This window comes from Ruegeria sp. BG10, assembly GCF_056538575.1.
The window spans coordinates 241877-262656 of sequence record NZ_JBQFTI010000005.1; the positions used below are offsets into that span (position 1 = coordinate 241877).

Here is a 20780-nt window from a genome sequence, read left to right on the forward strand (position 1 = left end):
CCCGACCGACCCGCATGTAGCACCCCAACAACGCAAGGAACGGAGAGCAGTATGGCCGAGGAAGCCAAAACCGGAAGTGGCATCTGGGAGACGATCAAAACCATCGTCTACGCCCTGCTGATCGCGGGTGTTTTCCGCACCTTGTTCTTTCAGCCCTTCTGGATTCCGTCCGGGTCGATGAAGCAGACCTTGCTGATCGGAGATTTCCTCTTCGTCAACAAGATGGCCTATGGCTACTCCTATGCCTCATGCCCCAGCCTGATCATCCCCAGCGTCGGACTGAACATCGACGCAGAAGATATCTGCGGCTGGTTGTCGGGCGATGACAACGCACGGATTCTGGGCGGTGAGCCGGTGCGCGGCGACGTCATCGTGTTTCGCCACCCGGTCACCGGACGCGATTACATCAAGCGCCTGATCGGCCTGCCGGGCGACCGCATCCAGATTCGCGAAGGCCAGATCATTCTGAACGGCACCCCTGTTCCGCAACAGCCGGATGGGGTCTTTACCGAAATCGCCGAGCCGCAAGGCCCGCAACGTCTGCGCCCGCGCTGTGAAAACGGACCTGTCGGTCGCGGGGGGCAGTGTGAAAAATCACGCCTGATCGAAACCCTGCCCAATGGCGTCTCGTATGATGTGCTCAATATCGGCAATCAGGGGTCCGACAATACCGGCATCTATACGGTGCCCGATGGCCACTATTTCTTCATGGGCGACAATCGCGACAATTCCAGCGACAGCCGCCTGCCGCAGTCTGCCGGCGGGGTCGGGTATGTGCCGTACGAAAACCTGATCGGTCGCGCGGATCGCATCATGTTCTCATCCGCAGGTCGGTCGATGCTGTTCTTCTGGACCTGGCGCGGAGATCGCTTCTTCAAGGCGGTCAATTGAAGCTGTCAGCCGAGATAAAGGCGTTCCAGAAACGTCTGGGGTATGAATTCTCCGACCCCGAATTGCTGCTGCGGGCGCTGACGCACGGGTCGGTCTCGTCCCCGACCCGCCCCGACAATCAGCGGCTTGAGTTTCTGGGCGACCGGGTTTTGGGCCTTGTTATGGCGACCGCGCTGCTGGAGGCCGACAAGAAAGCCTCCGAAGGACAGCTTGCGCCCCGTTTCAATGCGCTGGTCCGCAAAGAGGCCTGCGCCGATGTGGCGTTGCAGATCGATCTGGGCGCGGTCCTGAAACTCGGCCGGTCCGAGATGCTGTCCGGTGGTCGTCGCAAGCAGGCCCTGCTGGGCGACGCGATGGAGGCTGTCATTGCCGCCATCTACCGCGATGCCGGGTTCGAGGCGGCACGCGACGTGATCCTGGCGCTTTGGGGTGACCGCATCCACAATGTCGAGGCCGACGCTCGCGACGCCAAGACCTCGCTTCAGGAATGGGCGCAGGCACGGGGGCAGAAGCCGCCCTCTTATGTCGAAATAAGGCGCAGCGGCCCCGACCACGCGCCCGTCTTTACCATTGCTGCCCGTCTGCAGGACGGCGCCGAAGCGCAGGCCACTGCCGGATCAAAGCGGCAGGCAGAACAGGCAGCGGCGCGCGCTTTGCTGGACAGTCTTCCCGCTAAGTAACCCGGATGAACCCGGTGAGCCCGGTCTTCTGGTGTTCGATCACATGGCAGTGGAAGGCCCAGTCGCCGGGATTGTCGGCAACAAGCGCTATCTCGACCACTTCGTCTTTCAGCAACAGCATTGTATCCGTTGTCAGCGGCGGCAGGTGGCGCAGGTTCGACTTTAGCGGCACGAAGGTCAGCCCGTGCAGATGGATCGGATGCAGGTTCGGGGACTCGTTGCGCAACCGCAGAACATAACTTTTGCCGCGTTCAAGTGTCGCCAGCGGACCGACATCCTGCGCCGCGTCGCCGGGCCATGGTTTGCGGTTGATCGACCAGAAATTGTACCCGAGAGAGCCGCAGAACCCGTTGGTGGGTTCACCGCCTTCAGGTGTCCAGCCAAAGACAAACTCATGCAGTTCGGCGGTGTTCAGATCGGGTTTGGCGATGGGGTTCTGGGGCAATGACCGCAACTCGCGCAGGTCGCGTGTTACTGACTTCCCTGCGGCGCGCAGTTGGGCCATTGCGCGGTGCGGCTGGCCGGGATACTTGGCCATCAGATCGACAGTTTCCCCTTCACCTGACGGCATGACCACTGCGAAATCCACCCGCTGACCGGGCCCGACCAGAAGGGGCTGATCCGCGTCGGGCATCGGAACTTCAACTGCGACCGGGTGTCCGTCCCAGGCAATGATCCGGGCCTGACCGCCCTGCAGATGCACTTTGTAGATTCGGGTGGTGTCGGTGTTGACCACGCGAAGACGCACCAGTCCACCCGCCGCATGATCGTAAACCGGGTTGTTCAGCCAATTCGCCGTTTGCATATTGCCAAATGTCCCCGCCCGGGCCGCGCCGCGGGTGGTGTAGGCCGGTAAAAACGTCCCATCATCATTCAGTCGAAAGTCGCGCAGGTTGATCACCTGCTCGCTGTCGAACCCGGGGTCCTGAGCTTCAGCAATGACCATGACACCGGTCAGCCCCTGGGCCATCTGCTCCATCGTCATGCAATGGGGGTGGTACCAGTAGGTACCCGCATCCGGCGGGGTGAATTCATAGTCAAAAACCTCACCCGGTCCGATCGGCATCTGTGTCAGGTAGGGCACTCCATCCATTGCGTTGGCGATCCGCAGCCCGTGCCAGTGCATCGCGGTATAGTCGGGCAGGGTGTTGCGCACCGGCAAGCGCATCACTTCGCCCTGCCTGCCATAAAGCACGGGCGGCGGCGCGTCCGGCGACAGGCTGACCATTCCCGTCGTTACTTGGTCGCGCAGGGCAAAACTGGCCGGTTGAATGACCAGTTCGGATGCGCCGGCCGCGCGACCGAACCCGCCCAGACCCAGTGCGCCGGCAGCAGCGGCGCTGCCCAATAGAAACTCTCGTCGTTTCATGTCTGCCTCGTTGAAAGGGAATGTCGCCTGGCTGGGGGTGGCTTGGCACGCCCCTGTGGTGACATCCCTGGCGCATGGCTGCAATGCGACAAATCCCTCTGGCCCGACCGGGCTTTCTGCTATAGGGGTGCGCACTTGCAACCAGGATCGCAGGACACATGAGCACACGCGCCGGATTTATCGCCCTGATCGGAGAGCCCAACGCAGGCAAATCCACCCTTCTGAATCGCATGGTCGGGGCGAAGGTCTCGATCGTGACGCACAAGGTGCAGACCACCCGCGCCCGCATTCGCGGCGTGGCGATGGAAGGCGACGCGCAACTGGTCTTCGTCGACACGCCGGGTCTGTTCAAACCGCGCCGCCGTCTGGACCGCGCCATGGTCGCCGCCGCCTGGGGCGGCGCAGCGGATGCCGATATCGTGGTTCTGATGGTCGAGGCCCATCGTGGCATCACCGAAGGGGTGGAACGTATCCTCGAAGGTCTGGAAGAGATTGGGAAGGGCCGCAAAATCGCATTGGCGATCAACAAGATCGACAAGGTGCCGTCCGAAAAGCTGTTGGCGCTGACCAGCGACCTGAATGCGCGCTATCCCTTTGCAGAAACCTTCATGATATCTGCCGAAAAAGGCTATGGTGTCGACGATCTGCGTAAATGGCTGGCGGATGAGCTGCCCGAGGGGCCATGGCTCTACCCCGAGGACCAGATCGCGGATCTGCCCCTGCGCATGATCGCGGCCGAGATGACGCGCGAGAAACTGACCCTGCGTCTGCATCAGGAACTGCCCTATCAACTGACCGTCGAAACCGAGAACTGGGAGGAACGCAAAGACGGTTCCGCCAAGATCGATCAGGTCATCTATGTCATGCGCGACGGCCACAAGGGGATCGTTCTGGGCAAGCGCGGCGAAACCATCAAGGCCGTCAGTCAGGCGGCCCGAGCAGAGTTGGAAGAGTTCCTGGACCGCAAGATCCACCTGTTCCTTCAGGTCAAGGTCCGGCCCAACTGGCTGGAAGAATCCGAGCGTTACTCGGAGATGGGTCTGGAATTCAAAGACGGCAACGCATGACATCCGACAAGAGTTTTCGACGAAAATTCTCGGGACCCGCAGCATGACTCGGTTGACCGCAGAATTTTGGGTTCACGCCTATCTGGCGCGGCTGCGGTTTCAGGAAATTCCGGCCTTTGTCGTGGTTCATGGCGACGATACGGCCGGCGCGGTGCTGGTCAAACTGAACACACTGGACGGGCAGGCTACGGCGTTCCAGCGCAGCTTTGATCTGATGAGCGGTGAACGCAAATGGGTTGAGCTTTCCAGCGGACCCGAAGCCGATGTTGACGCTGCCGTCACCCGCCAACGCGGTTTCGATCCCGACCTCTGGGTGATTGAGGTCGAAGACCGGCAGGGGCGGCATCTGCTGGGCGAAGAGGGATTGGAATAGCCCTACCAGCCGCCGGTTTTCGCCGAAATCGCATGCCCGGTTGCATTGGGATTACCACCGGCGAACTCTTTCACCTTGGCAGCGAAGTTTTTGAAATAGGCCTGCGACTGGACATGGGCCAGTGTTTCCGCACTGTCCCACCGCCCCCAATGGAAGCGGGACTTTCCGTCATCAGCGACGGCCACTTGATAGGTGAATTTTCCGGCAACTGCGGGATCGGCATCAATGGCCGCAATGAAAGCCTCGGTTGTCGCCTTCCAGTCGGCTTCGTCGCCATCGAAACTGTAGGTAATGGTGATTCCGCGCATGATGGCCTCCAATTTAACAATCAGGTTAATTAATGTGTGGCAGGCCCCCTTTGTCAAGCCGACCGTTATTGAGGGTTATTTCAACTCCGGTATCTGTCGGCGCAGCTTCAAAGACCTAAGTTGGTCAATCTTAGGGGCGAAGCCACCGCGCCGATGAGGCTGCGCGTCATTTCAAGGACGGCAGTTCGGGTCTTGAATACAACCCGTTAGCGCAGCTTTGGTTGCGGGGTCGAATGTGCCGGTGATCTGTCCATCGTAGTGGCCGGTTTCTTGCATCTCGGTTTGAAGCACCTCGATCACGCGGCTGTTGGCAATCGAAAGCGATGTGACCAATTCAGATCGTGCATCGTCGGCGCTGCGCTGCGAATTCAGCACGGATGCCCGCGCAAACAACGCCTTCAGATGCGGCGTGTCGCGGCGGAGGGACTCACCTTCGCCCGACTCAATCAAACGAACGGCTTCCTGATAATCGGCCAGCGCGTCCGCCTGGCGTCCGACTGCTTCAAACACCTCCCCGCGTTTGATCCAATGGCGGTTGTCGTCAGCATCGAACGAGATGAATTCGTTCAGGGATGCAAGCGCCCCTTCCCAATCCTGAAGTTCCATTTGCAGCGCGAATTGTGCCTTCAAGGTCAGCGGGAACATTGCAACAAGATTGCTGACCATTGCATCATGGTATGCTGAAGCACATCCACCAAACGTTGGAATGCGGTCGATGTTCTTTGCCCAGTTTTCTGTAATCGCTTTGTAATCCGCCAGCGCCAGTTCTTTTTGTCCGGTGTATTGATACAGACTTGCGCGGTATCGCTGCGCAAATAACGGAATGTCTGATACTTCCATAAGACGGTTGGCATCCTCGATGGCACCCTCAAAGTTCCGGTCGGCCCAGCGGGCGAATAGCCGGAGTTCCAGGAAATCGGAATTTTCAGGGTCGTCCCTGAGCACTTCGTCGGCCGCTGCCTCGATCTTTTTAGGATGCGAGCGGGCCTGCTGACGCAAGGTCGTCAGCAGTTTCCCCTGCCGCTTCAACGCGCGACAATAATCGGGCTTCAGTTCCAGGGACTTCTGAAAGTCGAGCAGTGCAGCGGGCCAGTTGTCTGCTTCCATGTGAATCCAGCCACGCAGGTACAGCCGCTCGGGCGTCACTTCCCCGAAGGCCATGGCCTTGTTTGCGTCAGCCATCGCCCCGTCAGTGTCGTCAAGGCGGAGCCTGATCCAGGCCCGATCCATCAGGAACAGGTCGAAAAACGCATGTTCGGAATGCGCCGAAACCGCGGTGTTCAGAACCGCCAGGGCTTTGTCGTATTCCTGCAAGTCGTCAAGGATGCGGGCCTTTTCAAACAGGGCGACGTCATGGGTCGGGTCCAGCTCAAGTGCGGCGTCGGCGTCTGCCAGGGCGCGTTGGGTGTCTTCCAGATTTCGAAACACCCGCGCCCGGTATGACAGGGCGTGTTTGTGATATCTGCTTGTGGGTTTCGAACGCTCGATTATCCCGTTTAGCTCGGGCAGGGCCGCCTGATAGTTTCCTTGTTTATCGACAAGAAAAACGGCCCGTTTATACGCCGCAAGGGTTGTCGCCTGAAGCGGGTTTCTGGATGGGTTAAACACAAGGAAAACCGTCAGGGCAGCAATCACCAGCGCCAGAACGCGGGTTTTCGTCAATGCAATCATGTCAGGGGCTCGGGCCGTCAATATGTTTTCTACCTGTCCCATAAGCTATGCCGATGCAAAGCGGCCAGATTGTGGCCGGCGGGTTGGAAACTGCCGGGGTTCGAACCCGGCATGGCCTTGACGCGGCCCTTGCGAACCGGTTCGTATTGCGGTCTTTTGGCGGCTCAACGGGCTGAAACTTCCGGGAAACGGTGATGGACTGGCGCGATCACGGCATCCTTCTGACCTCTCGCCGTCATGGCGAAACGGCGGCGATCATCGAGGTCTTTACCGAAGGCCATGGCCGCCATGCGGGTGTCGTGCGCGGCGGGACCAGCCGCAGGGTCGCGCCAGTCCTGCAACCCGGCGCGCAGTTGGATGTGCTGTGGCGGGCACGGCTTGAGGAACATATCGGAACCTTTCAGGTCGAGCCGATGCGATCGCGCGCGGCAGCGGCGTTTTCGGGGCGGCTGGCGCTGTCCGGGCTGAACGCGGTGGTGGCGTTGCTGTCTTTCTGCCTGCCCGAGCGCGAACCCCATCCCGCGATTTACAAGCAGACCGAACAACTGATGGACCTGCTGGGGCAGGATGAGATCTGGCCACTGGCCTATCTGCGCTGGGAACTGGCGCTGCTCGAAGAACTTGGCTTTGGTCTCGACCTGTCCGTTTGCGCGGTGACGGGGGCCACCGAAGGGCTGGTCTATGTTTCGCCCAAAACCGGGCGCGCGGTCAGCGCACTGGGCGCCGGAGAGTGGGCGGACAAGCTGTTGCCTTTGCCGCCGTGTCTGCGGGGGGAAGGGGCCGCGCCGGACGCGGAAATCGGTGCGGGGCTACAAACAACCGGCTACTTTCTGAACCATCGGCTGGCCCCGTCACTGGGGAATCATCCTTTGCCCGAGGCCCGGGCGCGGTTTGTGGATCAGTTCACTCGGCGGATTTGAACACCATCTCGTGCCCGTCCTCATTGCGCAGAATCAGAATGTCGCCGGACACTTCGGATTGTGTCATGGCCAGCAGGGCGGCAAAAAAGAGACCCTCGGCCTCAAGCCCGGCACAGGCCGCACGGGTGGCGGTCAGGTCTGTGACTTCGAACCACGGATAGGGCGCGCCCATGGTGCCGCTGTAGCGGTTGCAGGGGGCGTTTCCGGCGATCTTACCGGGCTCAGGAAATCGCAGCAGGGCGCTGGCCGGATAGGTCTGTCCGTCAATCTCCTGCAGGGTCCAGACCTGATCAGCCGCGCCATAGGCCGCGACTGTCTCGTCCCTGTCGCATTGAAACAGGGCCAGCAGCGGCAGTATCACGGTCAGGCGCATCATCAGGCAGGTTTACCTTATGGGGCGCACGGAAGGAACCGGCGCATCGTTCATCAATATGCCAACTCGCCGTTCAGCAGGGACGCACGCACCTCCAGCCGGGGTTTCCAGTTGTAGCGGGTGTCTTCGCCAACCGGGGCCCAGAACAGTGCGCCGCTGTTTCGCCACGGATCCAGAATGATCCCGTCATTCATCGGATCGCCCTTGGCGCTGATCAGGGCGGAATGGTGAATGATCCGGAACGGCGTCGGGGGCGACGTCACCCAATGCAGGTCCAGCGTCCGGAAATTTTCCTGACGCATCCGTGTTGTCATTGCCTGCGCCCAGTCGTTGCACAGGCCCCGTTCGCGAAACCCGTTGATGATCTTGGCGTTGTGGATGATGGCCGGATCGGTGACATTCCACTCCTGTTTCAGCTGCTGGGAATGGGTATAGGCAAGGGTTGCGGCCTGCCGGGCTTCAACGGGGTCAACATCTGGGCCGAGGCTTTGGATGGCCTGCGTCAGATCGTCGATGTCGCTTGCGCCGGCAGTCGGGTGGCTGGTGGCGCAGCCGCCAAGGGCAAGTGCCGCGAGGGTTGCCCAAAGGGCCAGAATTCGTCGGGTCATGTGATGGGCCAACTGCTGGATAATTGGTCTGTGTCGCCGGGTGCTCTAACCGGGTTCCTTGCCGGATCAAAGGGGAAGTTTTGGTTTCGGCGGATCAGGGCTGAGCCGTTGCTGTGTCGCACGGCGCGTTCGAACCTATCCGAAGGCCGATAGGACGCCAACACCACAACGAAAAAGACCCGGCGCAAGGCCGGGTCCAGTTGGGGAAACAGGAAAGCCGAAACCGGTCACCCGAGCAGACGTCGTGCGATGACCTGTGCCTGAATTTCGGCCGCCCCTTCGAAAATGTTCAGAATGCGTGCGTCACACAGCACGCGGCTGATCTTGTATTCCAGCGCAAAGCCATTGCCGCCATGGATTTGCAGCCCATTGTCCGCCGCCGCCCACGCAACGCGCGCACCCAGCAGCTTGGCCATCCCGGCCTCAAGGTCGCAGCGCTGGCCGTGGTCCTTTTCCCAGGCCGAGAAATAGGTCAGCTGACGCGCGATCATGATCTCGACCGCCATCATCGCCAGCTTGCCGGAGACGCGCGGGAAATTGATCAGCGACTTACCGAATTGCTTGCGGTCCTGCGCGTATTGCATGGCGATATCCAGCGCGCTTTGCGCGACCCCGATGGCGCGGGCAGCGGTCTGGATACGGGCGGATTCAAAGGTTTCCATGAGCTGTTTGAAACCCTTGCCTTCTTCGCCACCCAGCAGGTTCTCGCCCTTGACCTTGAAGCCGTCAAAACCCAGTTCGTATTCCTTCATGCCGCGATAGCCCAGAACCTCAATCTCGCCGCCGGTCATGCCCGGGGTGGGGAAGGGATTCTCGTCCGTGCCCGGTGTCTTTTCCGCCAGGAACATGGACAGGCCGCGGTGGTCTGTGCTGTCGGGGTTGGTGCGCGCCAGCAGGGTCATCACATGGGTGCGCGCCGCGTGGGTGATCCAAGTCTTGTTGCCGGTGATTTCATAGTCACCATCCGCGTTTTTGACAGCGCGCGTGCGCAGGCTGCCAAGGTCGGATCCGGTGTTCGGTTCGGTGAACACGGCGGTCGGCAGGATTTCCGCGCTGGCCAGCTTTGGCAGCCAGTTGGCTTTCTGTTCGTCGGTGCCACCTGCAATGATCAGCTCGGCCGCAATCTCGGAGCGGGTGCCCAGCGAGCCCACACCGATGTAACCGCGCGACAGTTCCTCGGACACAACGCACATCGAGGCTTTGGACAATCCGAACCCGCCGAATTCTTCGGGGATCGTCAGACCAAAGACGCCCATCTCGGCCAGTTCCTCGATGATTTCCATCGGGATCAACTCGTCATTCAGATGCCAGTCATGGGCGTTCGGTTCGACCTTTTCCTGCGCATAGCGGCGGAATTGGTCGCGGATCATCTCAAGCTCGACGTCCAGACCCGAGGCGCCGAACATGGTGGCACCGGACTGGTCCTCCATCAACGTGACCAGACGGCTGCGCGCGGCCTGGGAATTGGCCTGCGCCATCAGTGTCTGTACTTCTGCGGCCTGAAACCCGGACAGCGCGTCCCAGCCAAGGCCCATGTCCTGCAGGCGCACGACCTCGCCCTGATTCATCGGAATGCCGCCCGCGACCTGGTGCAGGTATTCGCCGAAGGCAATCTGATGCAAAAGCTGCTCGACCTCGCCGAACTTGCCGTCAGCTTCCAACGCCTCGGCCCAGCGTTGCATCTGCTGAAGAGATTGTTGGTAGGTTGCCAGCCAGGCCAGTCCATGGGCTGCCGTCTGGTTGGCTTCGATCAACGCGCCTGAGACCCGGCCGTCCGCAGTGACCATCGCCCGAACGGACTCGCGTGCGCGGTCAAACACGGCCCCCACCGCCGGCACTGCCACGCGGGTCAGCGTCAGAAGATCGGGCAAAATCGCGGATGTCGTCATCGGGGTCATATCCTGTCCGTCATGGGCCATGAATCAGGTCTCTCCTTTGGTCGTCTGGTCATATCATGCTGCACGTGCAGCGCAACAAAAATGCGAGTTACGCTGCGAAATAGTTCGATTATTGCTTGGGCATTTTTGCAGTGCAGCGCACGTCAGGAGTGATATCACAGGCCCATGACGTTGTTTCCAATGCTGACCTCGCAGGATTTGTTGCTGGCTCTGGCCGTCGCCTTTCTGGCGGGGTGGGTCAAGGGGATTGTCGGTTTCGCCATGCCCATGGTGCTGGTCTCGGGGCTCAGCATGTTCCTGCCACCTGACCTGGCCATTGCCGGGTTGATTCTGCCGACGCTGGTCACAAATGGCGTTCAGGCCCTGCGCGAAGGCGTTCCGGCCGCCGTCTCGTCGATCAGGCAATTCCGAACCTTTCTGATCGTCGGATTGCTGTTCCTTCTGGCTGGCGCGCAGGTGGTCAGCCTGGTGCCGCCGACGACCTTTCTGCTGATGATCGGGATACCCGTCACCTTCTTTGCGCTGATCCAGGTACTGGGCGCGCGGCTTACGCTTCACAACCCGTCTGCGCGGATTGAGGCTGTCATTGGCGCGATTGCCGGTTTCGTCGGTGGGATGTCAGGTATCTGGGGGCCGCCGACGGTCGCCTATCTGACCGCACTGAACACGCCAAAGGCCGTGCAGATGCGGGTGCAGGGGGTGATTTATGGATTGGGTGCCGTTGCCCTGCTGGTAGCCCATCTTGGGTCCGGCATTTTTCGCGCCGAGACGGCACCGTTTTCGGCGGCGCTGATCGCGCCTGCGCTGGCCGGAATGTGGGCCGGGTTGCGATTGCAATCCAGGATCGATCAGGGGCTCTTTCGCAAGGTAACCTTGCTTGTGCTGCTGGTGGCCGGGATCAACCTGTTGCGGCGCGGGCTGATAAGCTAGCTGCGGCTGTCCACGAACCGAAGCGTGAAATACAGGCCAAGCATCAGGAAAAACAGCCCCGAGATGTCACCGATCAGAAAGGCGACATATTCCACACGCGCGCTGCCAAAGGCCATGTTGGTCAGGCCGGAAACAAGAAATGACGTGACGATTCCCACGCCCATGACACAAGACCAGCAGGGTTTGCGATCCGGTCGCGGAAACAGATCCCAGCCCGCCCATTTGCACAGATAGAACACCGCCGGAACCGTGGTGACGGCAATGACTATGGCCAGCAGGCGGCTGGGCAAAAAGACATCGCTGCCGCCGAGAAAGGCGAAGACCAAAAACACACCGGGCAGCAGGGCGAAGATCGCCCGCCAGCCCAGCAGCCACGCTGACAGAACCCGCACCCCATGCGGAAGAAACAGCAGGCTGGCCCGGCTGGGATATTCGGGAAAGAACACATTCTGCAGCGGCATCAGAACCTCGAATGTGAGGAACGATGCAACCACGTAAGCCAATGAGGCAAAGAATGTGTCAGAGGCCCATCTGCGCACGATGTTCAGCCACCGTTGCGCAGGTCAAAGGCGTCACCTGGGGGCATGAACGATATACCGTCCCCGGTTCGCGCTGCCACTTTGCGACAGGTACCCTTTTTGCACCAGAGATTTGAGTGCACGGAAAAACGTCGGGCGCGACACGCTCTGGACAAGCGTATGTTCGATCAGACCGAAGGTGCGCACTTCCTGGTCGGATTTCGACAATTCCTCGGCGGCGTAGTAAATATCGCGCTCAACCGGAGAGAGTTGTTCAAGCCCCAGAGTCCGCTCCATGCTCTGCATCAGTTTACGCAGTTCGGTCAGTTTTGAGATTTCGGTCATTTTTTACCCATCGTTTTCCGTGCCAACTGCCGCCGTCCCGCGACAAACTGCGACATGCTGTTTCGAGTGTTTTTCAGCACGTCTCATCTTGACACTCATCCCCTTTAGAATACACTAGTTATCTGATTAGGTTGCTCAATTCGCTGATGTGAGAGTCTGCTTGAGCCACCCAAAGGTCTTTTTACTTTTCGCCCGGTGCGCAAGCGCCGGGCATTTACGTCATAATGACACGGTGGAATACCCTAAACGGGCAATTCGGGCAACGCATTTGTATGCGCACGTTGCGTAATACAACTTTAAGATGATCAATCTGCGGCGAGACTCTTCAAATGAGAAAGGGGGCAAGCGCCCCCCATATGCGTTTATCCGATTGCGACGGCTTTGATGTCTTCGTCGATGAAGGGCAGGTACTGTTCGAAGTTCTCGGCAAACATCCGCACCAGTTTTTCGGCCTGTTTGTCGAACGCGGCCTGATCGTCCCAGGTGCGGCGCGGGTCCAGCAGAACCTCGGCCACGCCGGGTACGGAGACCGGCACGTCAAAGCCGAAATTCGCGTCCTTGCGGAACTCGGCATCGCGCAGCGAGCCTTCCAGCGCCGCAGTCAGCAACGCACGGGTGGCGCGGATCGGCATCCGGCTGCCCACGCCATAGGCACCGCCGGTCCAGCCTGTATTGACCAGCCAGCAGGTCGCGCCGTGCTGGGCGATCTTTTCGCGCAACAGGTTACCGTATTCCTCGGGACGGCGGGGCATGAACGGCGCGCCAAAGCAGGTCGAGAAGGTCGGCTGCGGTTCGGTGATCCCACGTTCGGTGCCCGCGACCTTGGAGGTGAAGCCGGACAGGAAGTGATACATAGCCTGCGCCGGGGTCAGCCGGGCGATCGGAGGCAGCACGCCGAACGCGTCGCAGGTCAGCATGATGATGTTCTTCGGGTGCCCGCCCAACGCGCTTTTGGACGCGTTCGAGATGTATTCCAGCGGGTAGGCACAGCGCATATTCGCCGTCAGCGAGTCGTCGTCGAAATCCAGTTCCTTGGTATCGGGATCGAAAACCATATTCTCGATCACCGTGCCGAACTTGCTGGTGGTCGCATAGATTTCCGGTTCGGCCTCGGCGTTCAGGTTGATGGTCTTGGCATAGCAGCCGCCTTCGAAGTTGAAGGTGCCGCGATCCGACCAGCCATGTTCGTCATCCCCGATCAGGGTGCGCGACGGATCGGCGGACAGGGTTGTCTTGCCGGTGCCGGACAGGCCGAAGAACACGGCGGTGTCGACCGGGTTGCCGACGGCATGGTTTGCCGAGCAGTGCATCGGCATCACGCCTTTTTCCGGCAACATGTAGTTCAGCAGGGTGAAGACGGATTTCTTGTTTTCACCCGCGTACTCGGTTCCGCCGATCAGGATCAGCTTGCGGTCAAAGTTCAGCGCGATCACCGTCTCGCTGCGGCAGCCGTGCTTCGCGGGGTCGGCCTTGAAGCTGGGGCAGTTGATGATGGTGAAATCTGCGGTGAATTCGTCCAGATCCTCCCGATCCGGACGGCGCAGAAGATGGCGGATGAACAGGTTGTGCCAGGCCAGTTCGGTCACCATGCGCACATTGATCGCATGGGCGGGATCGGCCCCGCCAACCAGATCCTGAACGAAATAGTCGCGACCCTTCATATGGGCCAGCATATCGTCATACAGCGCATCGAACCCTTCCGGGCTCATCTCGGCATTGTTTTCCCACCAGATGCTGTCAGCGACGCTGTCGGTCCTGACGACATGCTTGTCCTTTGGCGAACGGCCCGTGAACTTGCCAGTGGTGACCAGAAACGCCCCGCCATTGCCCAGCGTACCTTCGCCCCGTTTCAGAGCTTCTTCGATCAGCGCCGGTTCCATGAAGTTGTAATAGACATTGCCCAGACCCTCGATGCCCTGATCTTCGAGGCGGAATTGCGGGTTAACCCGTCCAGATGTCATGTGTTTCTTCTCCTGTGGCGGCGCGACGGCGGTTGGGCCGGGTGCGCTCTTGGGGCATTTTGCCGGAACGCTCCGGCGGACAGGCGGGTCTTATCATGGTCATTTGGGGCATGAACAGGACGGTTTGGCGCAGTTAGCGCAACCAAGTTCAAGTTTAGCGCCACCACCGATTTCCTGCCGGAAAACAAGGCTCTTATCCGCCCGAATTAACGGCTTTTTTGCCGCATCAGTGTGACAACAATCGCACGATTCGCAGATACGGATTGATTCGCGGCCATAAAAACGACAAAAATGCCCTACAAATAAGCGAAATATTGCATGAGTGAGCAGGAATAGGGGTAACCCCGATGTCAAAGATTGCACTGGTGGACGACGACAGAAACATTCTGACGTCCGTGTCCATGACTCTCGAAGCCGAAGGTTTCGAGGTCGAAACTTACAATGATGGGCAGGCCGCCCTGGATGCATTCAACAAAAAATTGCCGGATATGGCCGTGCTGGATATCAAGATGCCCCGCATGGACGGCATGGATTTGCTGCAGCGATTGCGGCAGAAAACCCAGATGCCGGTGATCTTCCTGACCTCGAAGGACGATGAGATCGACGAGGTTCTGGGCCTGCGGATGGGCGCGGATGATTATGTCAAAAAGCCGTTCTCGCAACGGTTGCTGGTGGAACGCATCCGGGCGCTGCTGCGTCGGCAGGAGGCGACCGCGGGCGACGTGACCAACGCGGCGTCGGGCGACACCAAGGTGATGGAACGGGGCGAGCTGCGGATGGATCCGCTGCGCCACGCGGTCAGCTGGAAAGGCACCGATGTCTCACTGACCGTTACCGAATTTCTTTTGCTGCAGGCTCTGGCGCAGCGTCCGGGCTTTGTCAAAAGCCGGGATCAGTTGATGGACGTCGCCTATGACGATCAGGTCTATGTGGACGACCGCACCATCGACAGCCACATCAAGCGCCTGCGCAAGAAAATGCGCGCAGCAGACCCCGAATTTTCGGCCATCGAAACCCTGTACGGAATCGGATACAGGTATAACGAAGAATAAGCGTGGCCGCTCAAAAGGGGTAAACGGGTCTCGTGCGCGATACGGAACAAGCCAGCGAATTGCGGGACGGTGATGTCGTTCTGGGGGATGATTGGGTCATCCCGCAGGACCCCGAGTCGGCCGAGCTTCGGGCCGCGCGCCCCCGGCGCAACCTGTTTTCCATGCGCGGCTCGCCCCTTGCGCGCAAAATCATCACCCTGAACCTGATAGCGCTTGTGATCCTTGTTACGGGGCTGCTGTATCTGGACGATTCCCGTGAGGAACAGGTTCAGCAGACGGCGCGGAACCTGATCGGGGATGCACAGCTGGTCAGCAACGTGTTCGAGGCCCAGCTGCGCCAGAACGCGTCGGCACCCTCGCAGGATGCCGCCGCGCTTGACGTCAAACAGACGCTGGCGGGCCTCAGCCTTCCGGACGGGGGTGAAGTGTTCGTCTATGACGCAGACGGGACGCTGATCGGCTGGACGCGTGGCGCGTCCAGTTCGGGGCAGCTGCCAGTGCTGCTCAGATCTGATGCAGAAGTGCAGACAGGCAGCACGCTGATCAGCGACGCCCTGAATGCCGTCTGGACCGGATTGTCCAGGGTATTCACACGCGCGGACCCGGACGAGGCACCGACGCTGGCGCAGCGTGTTCAGGAAATCATTCCACAGGCCCTGCAGGGCCAGATGCAGGTTCAGGCGGTCAAGGATGAAACGGGTCAGACCGTCATCGTGGCCGCAGCGCCGGTGCAGCAGGCCGGGGTGCCGGTTGGTGCAGTGGCAATGGCCGGCCCGGCCGGTGAGATTGATGCGTTGGCCCGTCGCGAGCAGGAGCGCATCCTGCAAATGTTCGTTGTCGCCCTGCTTGTGTCCATCGGCCTGAGCCTTGTTCTGGCCTCGACAATCGCCAACCCATTGGCCGATCTGGCCGCGGCGGCGGAAATGGGCAGGGATCGCGGCACCGGCGTCAATCCGGGCCGCATTCGCATCCCCGACCTTACTGCTCGCCCGGATGAGATCGGACGCCTCAGCCGCGCGCTGCGGGGTATGGTAACGGCGCTCTATAACCGTATCGACGCGAACGAACAGTTTGCTGCCGATGTCGCGCACGAGATCAAGAACCCGCTGGCCAGCCTGCAATCCGCCGTCGGTACCCTGCGCATGGTCAAGCGCGACGATCAGCGCGACAAGTTGTTGGGTGTGATCGAACATGACGTGCGGCGGCTGGACCGTCTGGTCAGCGATATCTCGAACGCCTCGCGGCTGGATGCGGAGCTGGTCAAGGAAGAAGAGCAGCCCTTCGATCTGCTGAAGCTGATCGACAATATCGGCCAGTATCTTGGCGAGGAAGCCCGCGCCAAAGGCATAGATTACATCATCGACCTGCCCTCCAAGCCGATTGTTGTGAACGGGCTTGAAGCGCGACTGGCGCAGGTTTTCGTCAACCTGATCACCAATGCGATTTCCTTTTGCGAGGAAAGCGACGCCATCCGTGTCTGGGTGCGGCGGCGCGAAAACCGCGTTCTTGTCGTGGTCGAGGACACCGGCCCGGGCATTCCCGAACAGGCGCTGACCAAAGTGTTCAAGCGGTTCTATTCACAGCGCCCGGCCGAGCATTTCGGCAACAATTCGGGCCTTGGTCTGGCGATATCCAAGCAAATCGTCGAAGCCCATGGCGGCGTGATCTGGGCCGAGAATATCCGCCCGACCGAGGCCGACATAACATCGGACCCCCTGGGCGCGCGTTTTGTAGTGGGCTTACCTGTGTAAGCGCATGAGGGGGCAGACACTCTCGGACATTCAGGGTCAGGACACCGCAGTCATCCACGCCACCTGCGTCGCCGTTGGGGGGCAGGCGGTTCTGATCGTCGGAGCCTCTGGCGCGGGCAAATCGGCGCTGGCCCTGCAAATGATGGCGCTTGGCGCTAAGTTGGTGGCCGATGACCGCGTGAATTTGCACATGGGCGACGGTGTGGTCGTAGCCGATACACCGCCAAGTATCCGGGGCATGATCGAGGCGCGGGGCATCGGGCTATTGCGGGCGGAGCCTGCAGGTCCTGTACCCGTTACCTATGTCGCAGATCTGGACCAGTCCGAACATGCGCGCCTGCCGGAACCGGTCACGGTTGCGGTCCTGAGGCAAACTGTTCCCTTGCTTCGGGCGGCTGATGTCCCCAATTTGCCTGCAGCGCTGATGCAATTACTGAAAATGGGGCGCGAGAACCCGGAATGGCCCGTCACATGACTACACAACGGCGCATCGTACTGGTGACCGGCCCCTCGGGGGCGGGGCGTTCGACGGCAATCCGTGTTCTGGAGGATCTGGGGTTCGAAGCCATCGACAACCTGCCCATGGGCCTGTTGATGCGTCTGCTGGACGGGCCCGAGACCGATCGGCCCATGGCCCTTGGGATCGACACGCGCAACCGGGATTTCTCGACCATCGGCTTCATCGAACTGGCGGTCAGGCTACGGCGCATGGCGCAGGTCGACCTGACGACCCTGTATCTGGATTGCAGCGACGAAGTGCTGCTGCGCCGGTTCTCGGAAACGCGTCGCCGACACCCCGTCGCCACTGATGCCAGCCCCGAAACCGGCGTCCGGCAGGAAAAAGAGTTGCTGGCCCCGATCCGCGAGATTGCTGATACGCTGATCGACACCACGCCCCTGAACGTCCACCAACTGCGCGAAGAGGTCGAACGCTGGTTCGCCCCCAAGGATGGGCGGCATCTGGCGGTTTCGATCGAATCCTTCTCGTATAAACGCGGCCTGCCACGGGGGCTGGATATGGTGTTCGACTGCCGGTTTCTGGCCAATCCCTACTGGCGCCCAGAGTTGCGGGCAGAAGATGGTCGAAACCCTGATGTGGCGCACTATGTTCAGTCCGATATGAACTATGCGCCGTTTTTTGACCGGGTGGTTGATCTGCTGAAACAGTTGCTGCCGGCCTTTCGTGCCGAAGGCAAGGCCCACCTGTCCGTCGCTTTTGGCTGTACGGGCGGGCAACACAGATCGGTAGCCATGGCCGAGGCGGTCGCAAAGGCCCTTGCAGAGGAGGGGCAGCAAGTGGCAATTAGGCACCGCGAAATGGAACGACGATCGTTGAATGTGAGGCCGGATTGATCGGGATCGTACTCGTAGCACATGGCGGGCTGGCTCAGGAGTATCTGGGCGCCATGCAGCATGTGGTCGGAAAGCAACCTGGCCTGGCCGCGATCTCGATCGAGGCGGACCATGATCGCGAGGCGAAGCAGGCCGAAATCTGTGCGGCCGCCGACAATGTCGATGTCGGAGACGGCGTTGTCGTCGTGACCGACCTGTTCGGTGGCAGCCCCTCGAATCTGAGCCTGCGCGCCTGCGCACCCCAGGACCGGCGCATCCTTTACGGTGCGAATCTGCCCATGTTGATTAAATTGGCTAAAAGTCGCCACCTGCCCGTAGGCGATGCCGTGCGGCAGGCGATGGAGGCTGGACGCAAATACATCAATGCGCAAAATGTGACATTGGACGAAGACCGGATTGATTAAGAATGACCACCCGAAGCTTGAAAATCATCAATGAAAAAGGCTTGCACGCGCGCGCCTCGGCAAAGCTGGTCGAAGTGGTCGAAGGGTTTGATGCCCAGGCAGAGGTGTCGAAGGACGGGCTTTCTGCATCCGGAGACAGCATCATGGGCCTTTTGATGTTGGCAGCCTCGCGCGGAACGACTATTGACGTCGAGACGTCCGGACCGGATGCTGAGGCGTTGGCGGATGCTTTGGAAACCCTGGTGAACGACAAGTTTGGCGAAGGGTTCTGATCGCTCCGGTCGCATACGAAGAACGGGAAGACCAGGAATTGGCGGAAACAACGCACGAGACCAAGACAGGCCCGGTGGTGGATGGGACCACGGATCAGGGTGAAATCTACGATCGTAGAACCCTGACCTACGCTAATTCCTTCGACGATGCCTGGACTGCGACAGCCATCCGCGCCATCGAATGGTGCACCGGCAAGCTGACCATTCTGCGCATGGTCAACAAGTTCGAGAAGAAGAACGAATACTATCGGGGCCAGCGGTTCTGGGGCGGCGCCTTGCAAGTTATGGGCATCGACCTGACCACGCCCGCAGAACAGATCGCGCGCATCCCCAAAAAAGGCCCGGTGGTTGTCGTGGCCAACCACCCCCACGGCATGGTTGACGGCATGATCTTGGCCGAATTGATCGGCCGGGTGCGCAATGACTACCGCATCCTGACCCGCTCGGTCCTAACCGGACTGGACGAAGCGGCGACCTCTTTCATGATCCCGGTCCCGTTTCCGCATGACCCCGAAGCGCAGACCAAAATGCTGGAAATGCGCGGCAAGGCGATGGAGCACCTGAAAGACGGCGGTGTGGTTGCCCTGTTTCCGTCAGGGGTGGTGATGTCTTCGGATGACTGGTTCGGCCCGGCGCAGGAGCGTGAATGGAACGTCTTCACGGCCAAGATGATCCGCCGGTCCGGCGCGCAGGTGGTGCCGATTTTCTTCCCCGGAAGGAATTCGCGCGCCTATCAGATCGCCAACAAGCTCTCGCCGATCTTGCGGCAGGGTCTGCTGCTGCATGAAATCGTACGCTCCTGCAATAAACCGCAGTCACCAGTGATCGGCGACCCCGTTTCCGACGAGGATATGCAATTGCTGGAACGCGACCCGCGCGGCTTCATGGCCTGGCTCAGAAATCACACGATGGCGCTGGGCCAGTCGCTCAAACCCTGATCCGCATCTTCATCTGGCCTAAAATACCTCGGGGGTGAGCCCGGATGAAATCCGGGCGAGGGGGCTGGCCCCCATTCTTTACCGCGTCGGAACCGGAACCTCACCGCGATAGTCATAGAATCCACGCTCGGTCTTGCGGCCCAGCCACCCGGCCTCGACATATTTGGTCAGCAAGGGGCAAGGGCGGTACTTGGTATCCGCCAGCCCGTCATGCAGCACGTTCATGATGGCAAGGCACGTGTCCAACCCGATAAAGTCGGCCAGTTCCAGCGGCCCCATCGGATGGTTCGCGCCCAGTTTCATCGACTGATCGATGGATTTCACGCTGCCGACCCCTTCATAGAGCGTGTAAACCGCCTCGTTGATCATCGGCATCAGGATACGGTTGACGATAAAGGCCGGGAAATCCTCGGCGCTGGCGGCGGTTTTGCCCAGACGATCCACAACGGACTTGCAGGCGCTAAAGGTGTCTTCGTCGGTCGCAATGCCCCGGATCAGCTCAACCAGTTGCATCACGGGAACCGGGTTCATGAAGTGGAACCCCATGAAACGCTCCGGCCGATCCGTGCGGCTGGCCAGTCTGGTGATCGATATTGACGATGTATTGGAGGTCAATATCGTATGCGGCAGCAAATGCGGCTGCAGGTCTTCGAATATTGCCTGTTTGATTGTCTCGCGTTCCGTCGCAGCCTCGATCACCAGATCAGTCTGGCCCAGTTGCGGCAGTTCCAGTGTGGTTGTGATCCGTTTCAGCGCCGCCTGCATCTCGTCATCTGAGATCTTTCCGCGGGACGCCTGACGGGCCATGTTGCTTTCAATCGTCGCCAGGGCGGCATTCAGGGCATCCTGATTTACATCGTTCAGCAGAACGTCATACTCTGCCAGGGCAAGGACGTGGGCGATACCGTTGCCCATCTGGCCTGCGCCGATCACTCCGACTGATTTTACATCCATATTCAGGTGCCTCTGTGTCACGGGATATGGCGACAGTATCGGCAGATCGGTATGGGCGGCAAGGGGCTCCGCCCGGTCGAATTTGCTTCAAATGCGCACATTAGGACTTTCTCAAGACCTGCGGCCGCAACATGGCAACCGGGT

The 20780-nt window shown here is 60.1% G+C and carries 23 protein-coding genes; 13 read left to right on the top strand and 10 right to left on the bottom strand.

Features of this window, described 5'->3' with window-relative positions; all coding sequences use genetic code 11:
- Window positions 1-51: 51 nt before the first annotated feature.
- Window positions 52-891: a signal peptidase I gene (gene lepB, locus ACR0D8_RS18375; protein ID WP_480648678.1), complete on the top strand. Its 840-nt coding sequence runs from the start codon at window positions 52-54 to the stop codon at window positions 889-891.
- Window positions 888-1571 carry a ribonuclease III gene (gene rnc, locus ACR0D8_RS18380; protein ID WP_475162976.1) on the top strand — a complete coding sequence of 228 codons (684 nt, stop codon included), beginning with the start codon at window positions 888-890 and terminating at the stop codon, window positions 1569-1571. The genes lepB and rnc overlap by 4 nt, the downstream gene beginning before the upstream one ends.
- On the opposite strand, the gene ACR0D8_RS18385 is transcribed toward rnc, so the two are convergent.
- A complete protein-coding gene (locus tag ACR0D8_RS18385) occupies window positions 1564-2940 on the bottom strand; it encodes a multicopper oxidase family protein (RefSeq protein ID WP_480648680.1) in 1377 nt (458 codons plus the stop codon). The genes rnc and ACR0D8_RS18385 overlap by 8 nt on opposite strands.
- A 158-nt stretch (window positions 2941-3098) precedes the next feature.
- Between ACR0D8_RS18385 and era the strand changes: the two genes are divergently transcribed.
- Window positions 3099-4007 carry a GTPase Era gene (era, locus tag ACR0D8_RS18390; RefSeq protein ID WP_480648682.1) on the top strand — a complete coding sequence of 303 codons (909 nt, stop codon included), beginning with the start codon at window positions 3099-3101 and terminating at the stop codon, window positions 4005-4007.
- Between the two features lie 43 nt (window positions 4008-4050).
- The gene (locus ACR0D8_RS18395) at window positions 4051-4380 is read left to right on the top strand and encodes a DUF1491 family protein (RefSeq protein ID WP_475162966.1); all 330 of its coding nucleotides are present in this window, start codon (window positions 4051-4053) and stop codon (window positions 4378-4380) included.
- 2 nt (window positions 4381-4382) lie between these two features.
- Here ACR0D8_RS18395 and ACR0D8_RS18400 read toward each other — a convergent pair whose 3' ends face one another.
- Window positions 4383-4688, bottom strand: coding sequence for a hypothetical protein (locus ACR0D8_RS18400; RefSeq protein WP_480648684.1), 306 nt, complete (start codon window positions 4686-4688; stop codon window positions 4383-4385).
- A 171-nt stretch (window positions 4689-4859) separates the two neighbouring features.
- A complete protein-coding gene (locus ACR0D8_RS18405) occupies window positions 4860-6401 on the bottom strand; it encodes a tetratricopeptide repeat protein (protein ID WP_480648686.1) in 1542 nt (513 codons plus the stop codon).
- Window positions 6402-6553: 152 nt separating this feature from the next.
- Between ACR0D8_RS18405 and recO the strand changes: the two genes are divergently transcribed.
- Complete coding sequence (gene recO, locus ACR0D8_RS18410) at window positions 6554-7279, top strand: DNA repair protein RecO (protein WP_480648688.1); 726 nt, start codon at window positions 6554-6556, stop codon at window positions 7277-7279.
- On the opposite strand, the gene ACR0D8_RS18415 is transcribed toward recO, so the two are convergent.
- The 3 genes from ACR0D8_RS18415 to ACR0D8_RS18425 form a co-directional block, all read right to left on the bottom strand.
- Entirely contained in the window at window positions 7263-7655 is a 393-nt protein-coding gene (locus ACR0D8_RS18415; protein ID WP_480648690.1) for an META domain-containing protein, read from the bottom strand. The two genes, recO and ACR0D8_RS18415, sit on opposite strands and share 17 nt — an antisense overlap.
- Window positions 7656-7705: 50 nt before the next feature.
- Complete coding sequence (locus ACR0D8_RS18420; protein WP_480648692.1) at window positions 7706-8260, bottom strand: hypothetical protein; 555 nt, start codon at window positions 8258-8260, stop codon at window positions 7706-7708.
- 227 nt (window positions 8261-8487) lie between these two features.
- The gene (locus ACR0D8_RS18425; protein WP_480648694.1) at window positions 8488-10179 is read right to left on the bottom strand and encodes an acyl-CoA dehydrogenase family protein; all 1692 of its coding nucleotides are present in this window, start codon (window positions 10177-10179) and stop codon (window positions 8488-8490) included.
- Between the two features lie 144 nt (window positions 10180-10323).
- On the opposite strand from ACR0D8_RS18425, the gene ACR0D8_RS18430 reads away from it, so the two are divergent.
- Window positions 10324-11088, top strand: a complete 765-nt coding sequence (locus tag ACR0D8_RS18430) for a sulfite exporter TauE/SafE family protein (RefSeq protein WP_480648696.1) — start codon at window positions 10324-10326, stop codon at window positions 11086-11088.
- On the opposite strand, the gene ACR0D8_RS18435 is transcribed toward ACR0D8_RS18430, so the two are convergent.
- The 3 genes from ACR0D8_RS18435 to ACR0D8_RS18445 form a co-directional block, all read right to left on the bottom strand.
- Complete coding sequence (locus tag ACR0D8_RS18435) at window positions 11085-11627, bottom strand: hypothetical protein (RefSeq protein ID WP_480648697.1); 543 nt, start codon at window positions 11625-11627, stop codon at window positions 11085-11087. The two genes, ACR0D8_RS18430 and ACR0D8_RS18435, sit on opposite strands and share 4 nt — an antisense overlap.
- 33 nt (window positions 11628-11660) lie before the next feature.
- On the bottom strand, window positions 11661-11951 hold the full coding sequence (locus tag ACR0D8_RS18440) for a hypothetical protein (protein WP_475162946.1): 291 nt from the start codon (window positions 11949-11951) through the stop codon (window positions 11661-11663).
- A gap of 362 nt (window positions 11952-12313) precedes the next feature.
- Entirely contained in the window at window positions 12314-13912 is a 1599-nt protein-coding gene (locus ACR0D8_RS18445) for a phosphoenolpyruvate carboxykinase (protein WP_480648700.1), read from the bottom strand.
- A 347-nt stretch (window positions 13913-14259) separates the two neighbouring features.
- Between ACR0D8_RS18445 and ACR0D8_RS18450 the strand changes: the two genes are divergently transcribed.
- Genes ACR0D8_RS18450 through ACR0D8_RS18480 form a run of 7 tightly spaced genes read left to right on the top strand, consistent with a single transcriptional unit; the run spans window position 14260 to window position 19682 of the window.
- Window positions 14260-14964 carry a response regulator transcription factor gene (locus ACR0D8_RS18450; RefSeq protein WP_475162941.1) on the top strand — a complete coding sequence of 235 codons (705 nt, stop codon included), beginning with the start codon at window positions 14260-14262 and terminating at the stop codon, window positions 14962-14964.
- A 32-nt stretch (window positions 14965-14996) separates the two neighbouring features.
- On the top strand, window positions 14997-16715 hold the full coding sequence (locus tag ACR0D8_RS18455; protein WP_480648702.1) for an ATP-binding protein: 1719 nt from the start codon (window positions 14997-14999) through the stop codon (window positions 16713-16715).
- A 4-nt stretch (window positions 16716-16719) separates the two neighbouring features.
- Window positions 16720-17190 carry an HPr kinase/phosphorylase gene (locus tag ACR0D8_RS18460; RefSeq protein WP_480648704.1) on the top strand — a complete coding sequence of 157 codons (471 nt, stop codon included), beginning with the start codon at window positions 16720-16722 and terminating at the stop codon, window positions 17188-17190.
- Window positions 17187-18068 (top strand): RNase adapter RapZ, encoded by an 882-nt coding sequence (rapZ, locus tag ACR0D8_RS18465; RefSeq protein WP_480648706.1) that lies wholly within the window; start codon window positions 17187-17189, stop codon window positions 18066-18068. Before ACR0D8_RS18460 ends, rapZ begins: the two co-directional genes overlap by 4 nt.
- Complete coding sequence (locus ACR0D8_RS18470; RefSeq protein WP_475162928.1) at window positions 18065-18472, top strand: PTS sugar transporter subunit IIA; 408 nt, start codon at window positions 18065-18067, stop codon at window positions 18470-18472. The genes rapZ and ACR0D8_RS18470 overlap by 4 nt, the downstream gene beginning before the upstream one ends.
- Window positions 18473-18474: 2 nt before the next feature.
- A complete protein-coding gene (locus ACR0D8_RS18475; RefSeq protein WP_170485943.1) occupies window positions 18475-18744 on the top strand; it encodes an HPr family phosphocarrier protein in 270 nt (89 codons plus the stop codon).
- A gap of 38 nt (window positions 18745-18782) precedes the next feature.
- Complete coding sequence (locus ACR0D8_RS18480) at window positions 18783-19682, top strand: lysophospholipid acyltransferase family protein (protein WP_475162925.1); 900 nt, start codon at window positions 18783-18785, stop codon at window positions 19680-19682.
- Window positions 19683-19760: 78 nt separating this feature from the next.
- Here the strand turns inward: ACR0D8_RS18480 and ACR0D8_RS18485 are convergent, their stop codons facing one another.
- A complete protein-coding gene (locus ACR0D8_RS18485; protein ID WP_475162922.1) occupies window positions 19761-20636 on the bottom strand; it encodes a 3-hydroxybutyryl-CoA dehydrogenase in 876 nt (291 codons plus the stop codon).
- Between the last annotated feature and the right edge of the window lie 144 nt (window positions 20637-20780).

What these genes read in the sequence shown, in the direction of transcription:
- lepB (WP_480648678.1), top strand. Translation starts at nt 52, where the DNA reads ATGGCCGAGGAAGCCAAAACCGGAAGTGGCATCTGGGAGACGATCAAA.
- ACR0D8_RS18385 (WP_480648680.1), bottom strand. Translation starts at nt 2,940, where the DNA reads ATGAAACGACGAGAGTTTCTATTGGGCAGCGCCGCTGCTGCCGGCGCA.
- era (WP_480648682.1), top strand. Translation starts at nt 3,099, where the DNA reads ATGAGCACACGCGCCGGATTTATCGCCCTGATCGGAGAGCCCAACGCA.
- ACR0D8_RS18395 (WP_475162966.1), top strand. Translation starts at nt 4,051, where the DNA reads ATGACTCGGTTGACCGCAGAATTTTGGGTTCACGCCTATCTGGCGCGG.
- ACR0D8_RS18400 (WP_480648684.1), bottom strand. Translation starts at nt 4,688, where the DNA reads ATGCGCGGAATCACCATTACCTACAGTTTCGATGGCGACGAAGCCGAC.
- ACR0D8_RS18405 (WP_480648686.1), bottom strand. Translation starts at nt 6,401, where the DNA reads ATGGGACAGGTAGAAAACATATTGACGGCCCGAGCCCCTGACATGATT.
- recO (WP_480648688.1), top strand. Translation starts at nt 6,554, where the DNA reads ATGGACTGGCGCGATCACGGCATCCTTCTGACCTCTCGCCGTCATGGC.
- ACR0D8_RS18415 (WP_480648690.1), bottom strand. Translation starts at nt 7,655, where the DNA reads ATGATGCGCCTGACCGTGATACTGCCGCTGCTGGCCCTGTTTCAATGC.
- ACR0D8_RS18420 (WP_480648692.1), bottom strand. Translation starts at nt 8,260, where the DNA reads ATGACCCGACGAATTCTGGCCCTTTGGGCAACCCTCGCGGCACTTGCC.
- ACR0D8_RS18425 (WP_480648694.1), bottom strand. Translation starts at nt 10,179, where the DNA reads ATGGCCCATGACGGACAGGATATGACCCCGATGACGACATCCGCGATT.
- ACR0D8_RS18430 (WP_480648696.1), top strand. Translation starts at nt 10,324, where the DNA reads ATGACGTTGTTTCCAATGCTGACCTCGCAGGATTTGTTGCTGGCTCTG.
- ACR0D8_RS18440 (WP_475162946.1), bottom strand. Translation starts at nt 11,951, where the DNA reads ATGACCGAAATCTCAAAACTGACCGAACTGCGTAAACTGATGCAGAGC.
- ACR0D8_RS18445 (WP_480648700.1), bottom strand. Translation starts at nt 13,912, where the DNA reads ATGACATCTGGACGGGTTAACCCGCAATTCCGCCTCGAAGATCAGGGC.
- ACR0D8_RS18450 (WP_475162941.1), top strand. Translation starts at nt 14,260, where the DNA reads ATGTCAAAGATTGCACTGGTGGACGACGACAGAAACATTCTGACGTCC.
- ACR0D8_RS18460 (WP_480648704.1), top strand. Translation starts at nt 16,720, where the DNA reads ATGAGGGGGCAGACACTCTCGGACATTCAGGGTCAGGACACCGCAGTC.
- rapZ (WP_480648706.1), top strand. Translation starts at nt 17,187, where the DNA reads ATGACTACACAACGGCGCATCGTACTGGTGACCGGCCCCTCGGGGGCG.
- ACR0D8_RS18475 (WP_170485943.1), top strand. Translation starts at nt 18,475, where the DNA reads ATGACCACCCGAAGCTTGAAAATCATCAATGAAAAAGGCTTGCACGCG.
- ACR0D8_RS18485 (WP_475162922.1), bottom strand. Translation starts at nt 20,636, where the DNA reads ATGGATGTAAAATCAGTCGGAGTGATCGGCGCAGGCCAGATGGGCAAC.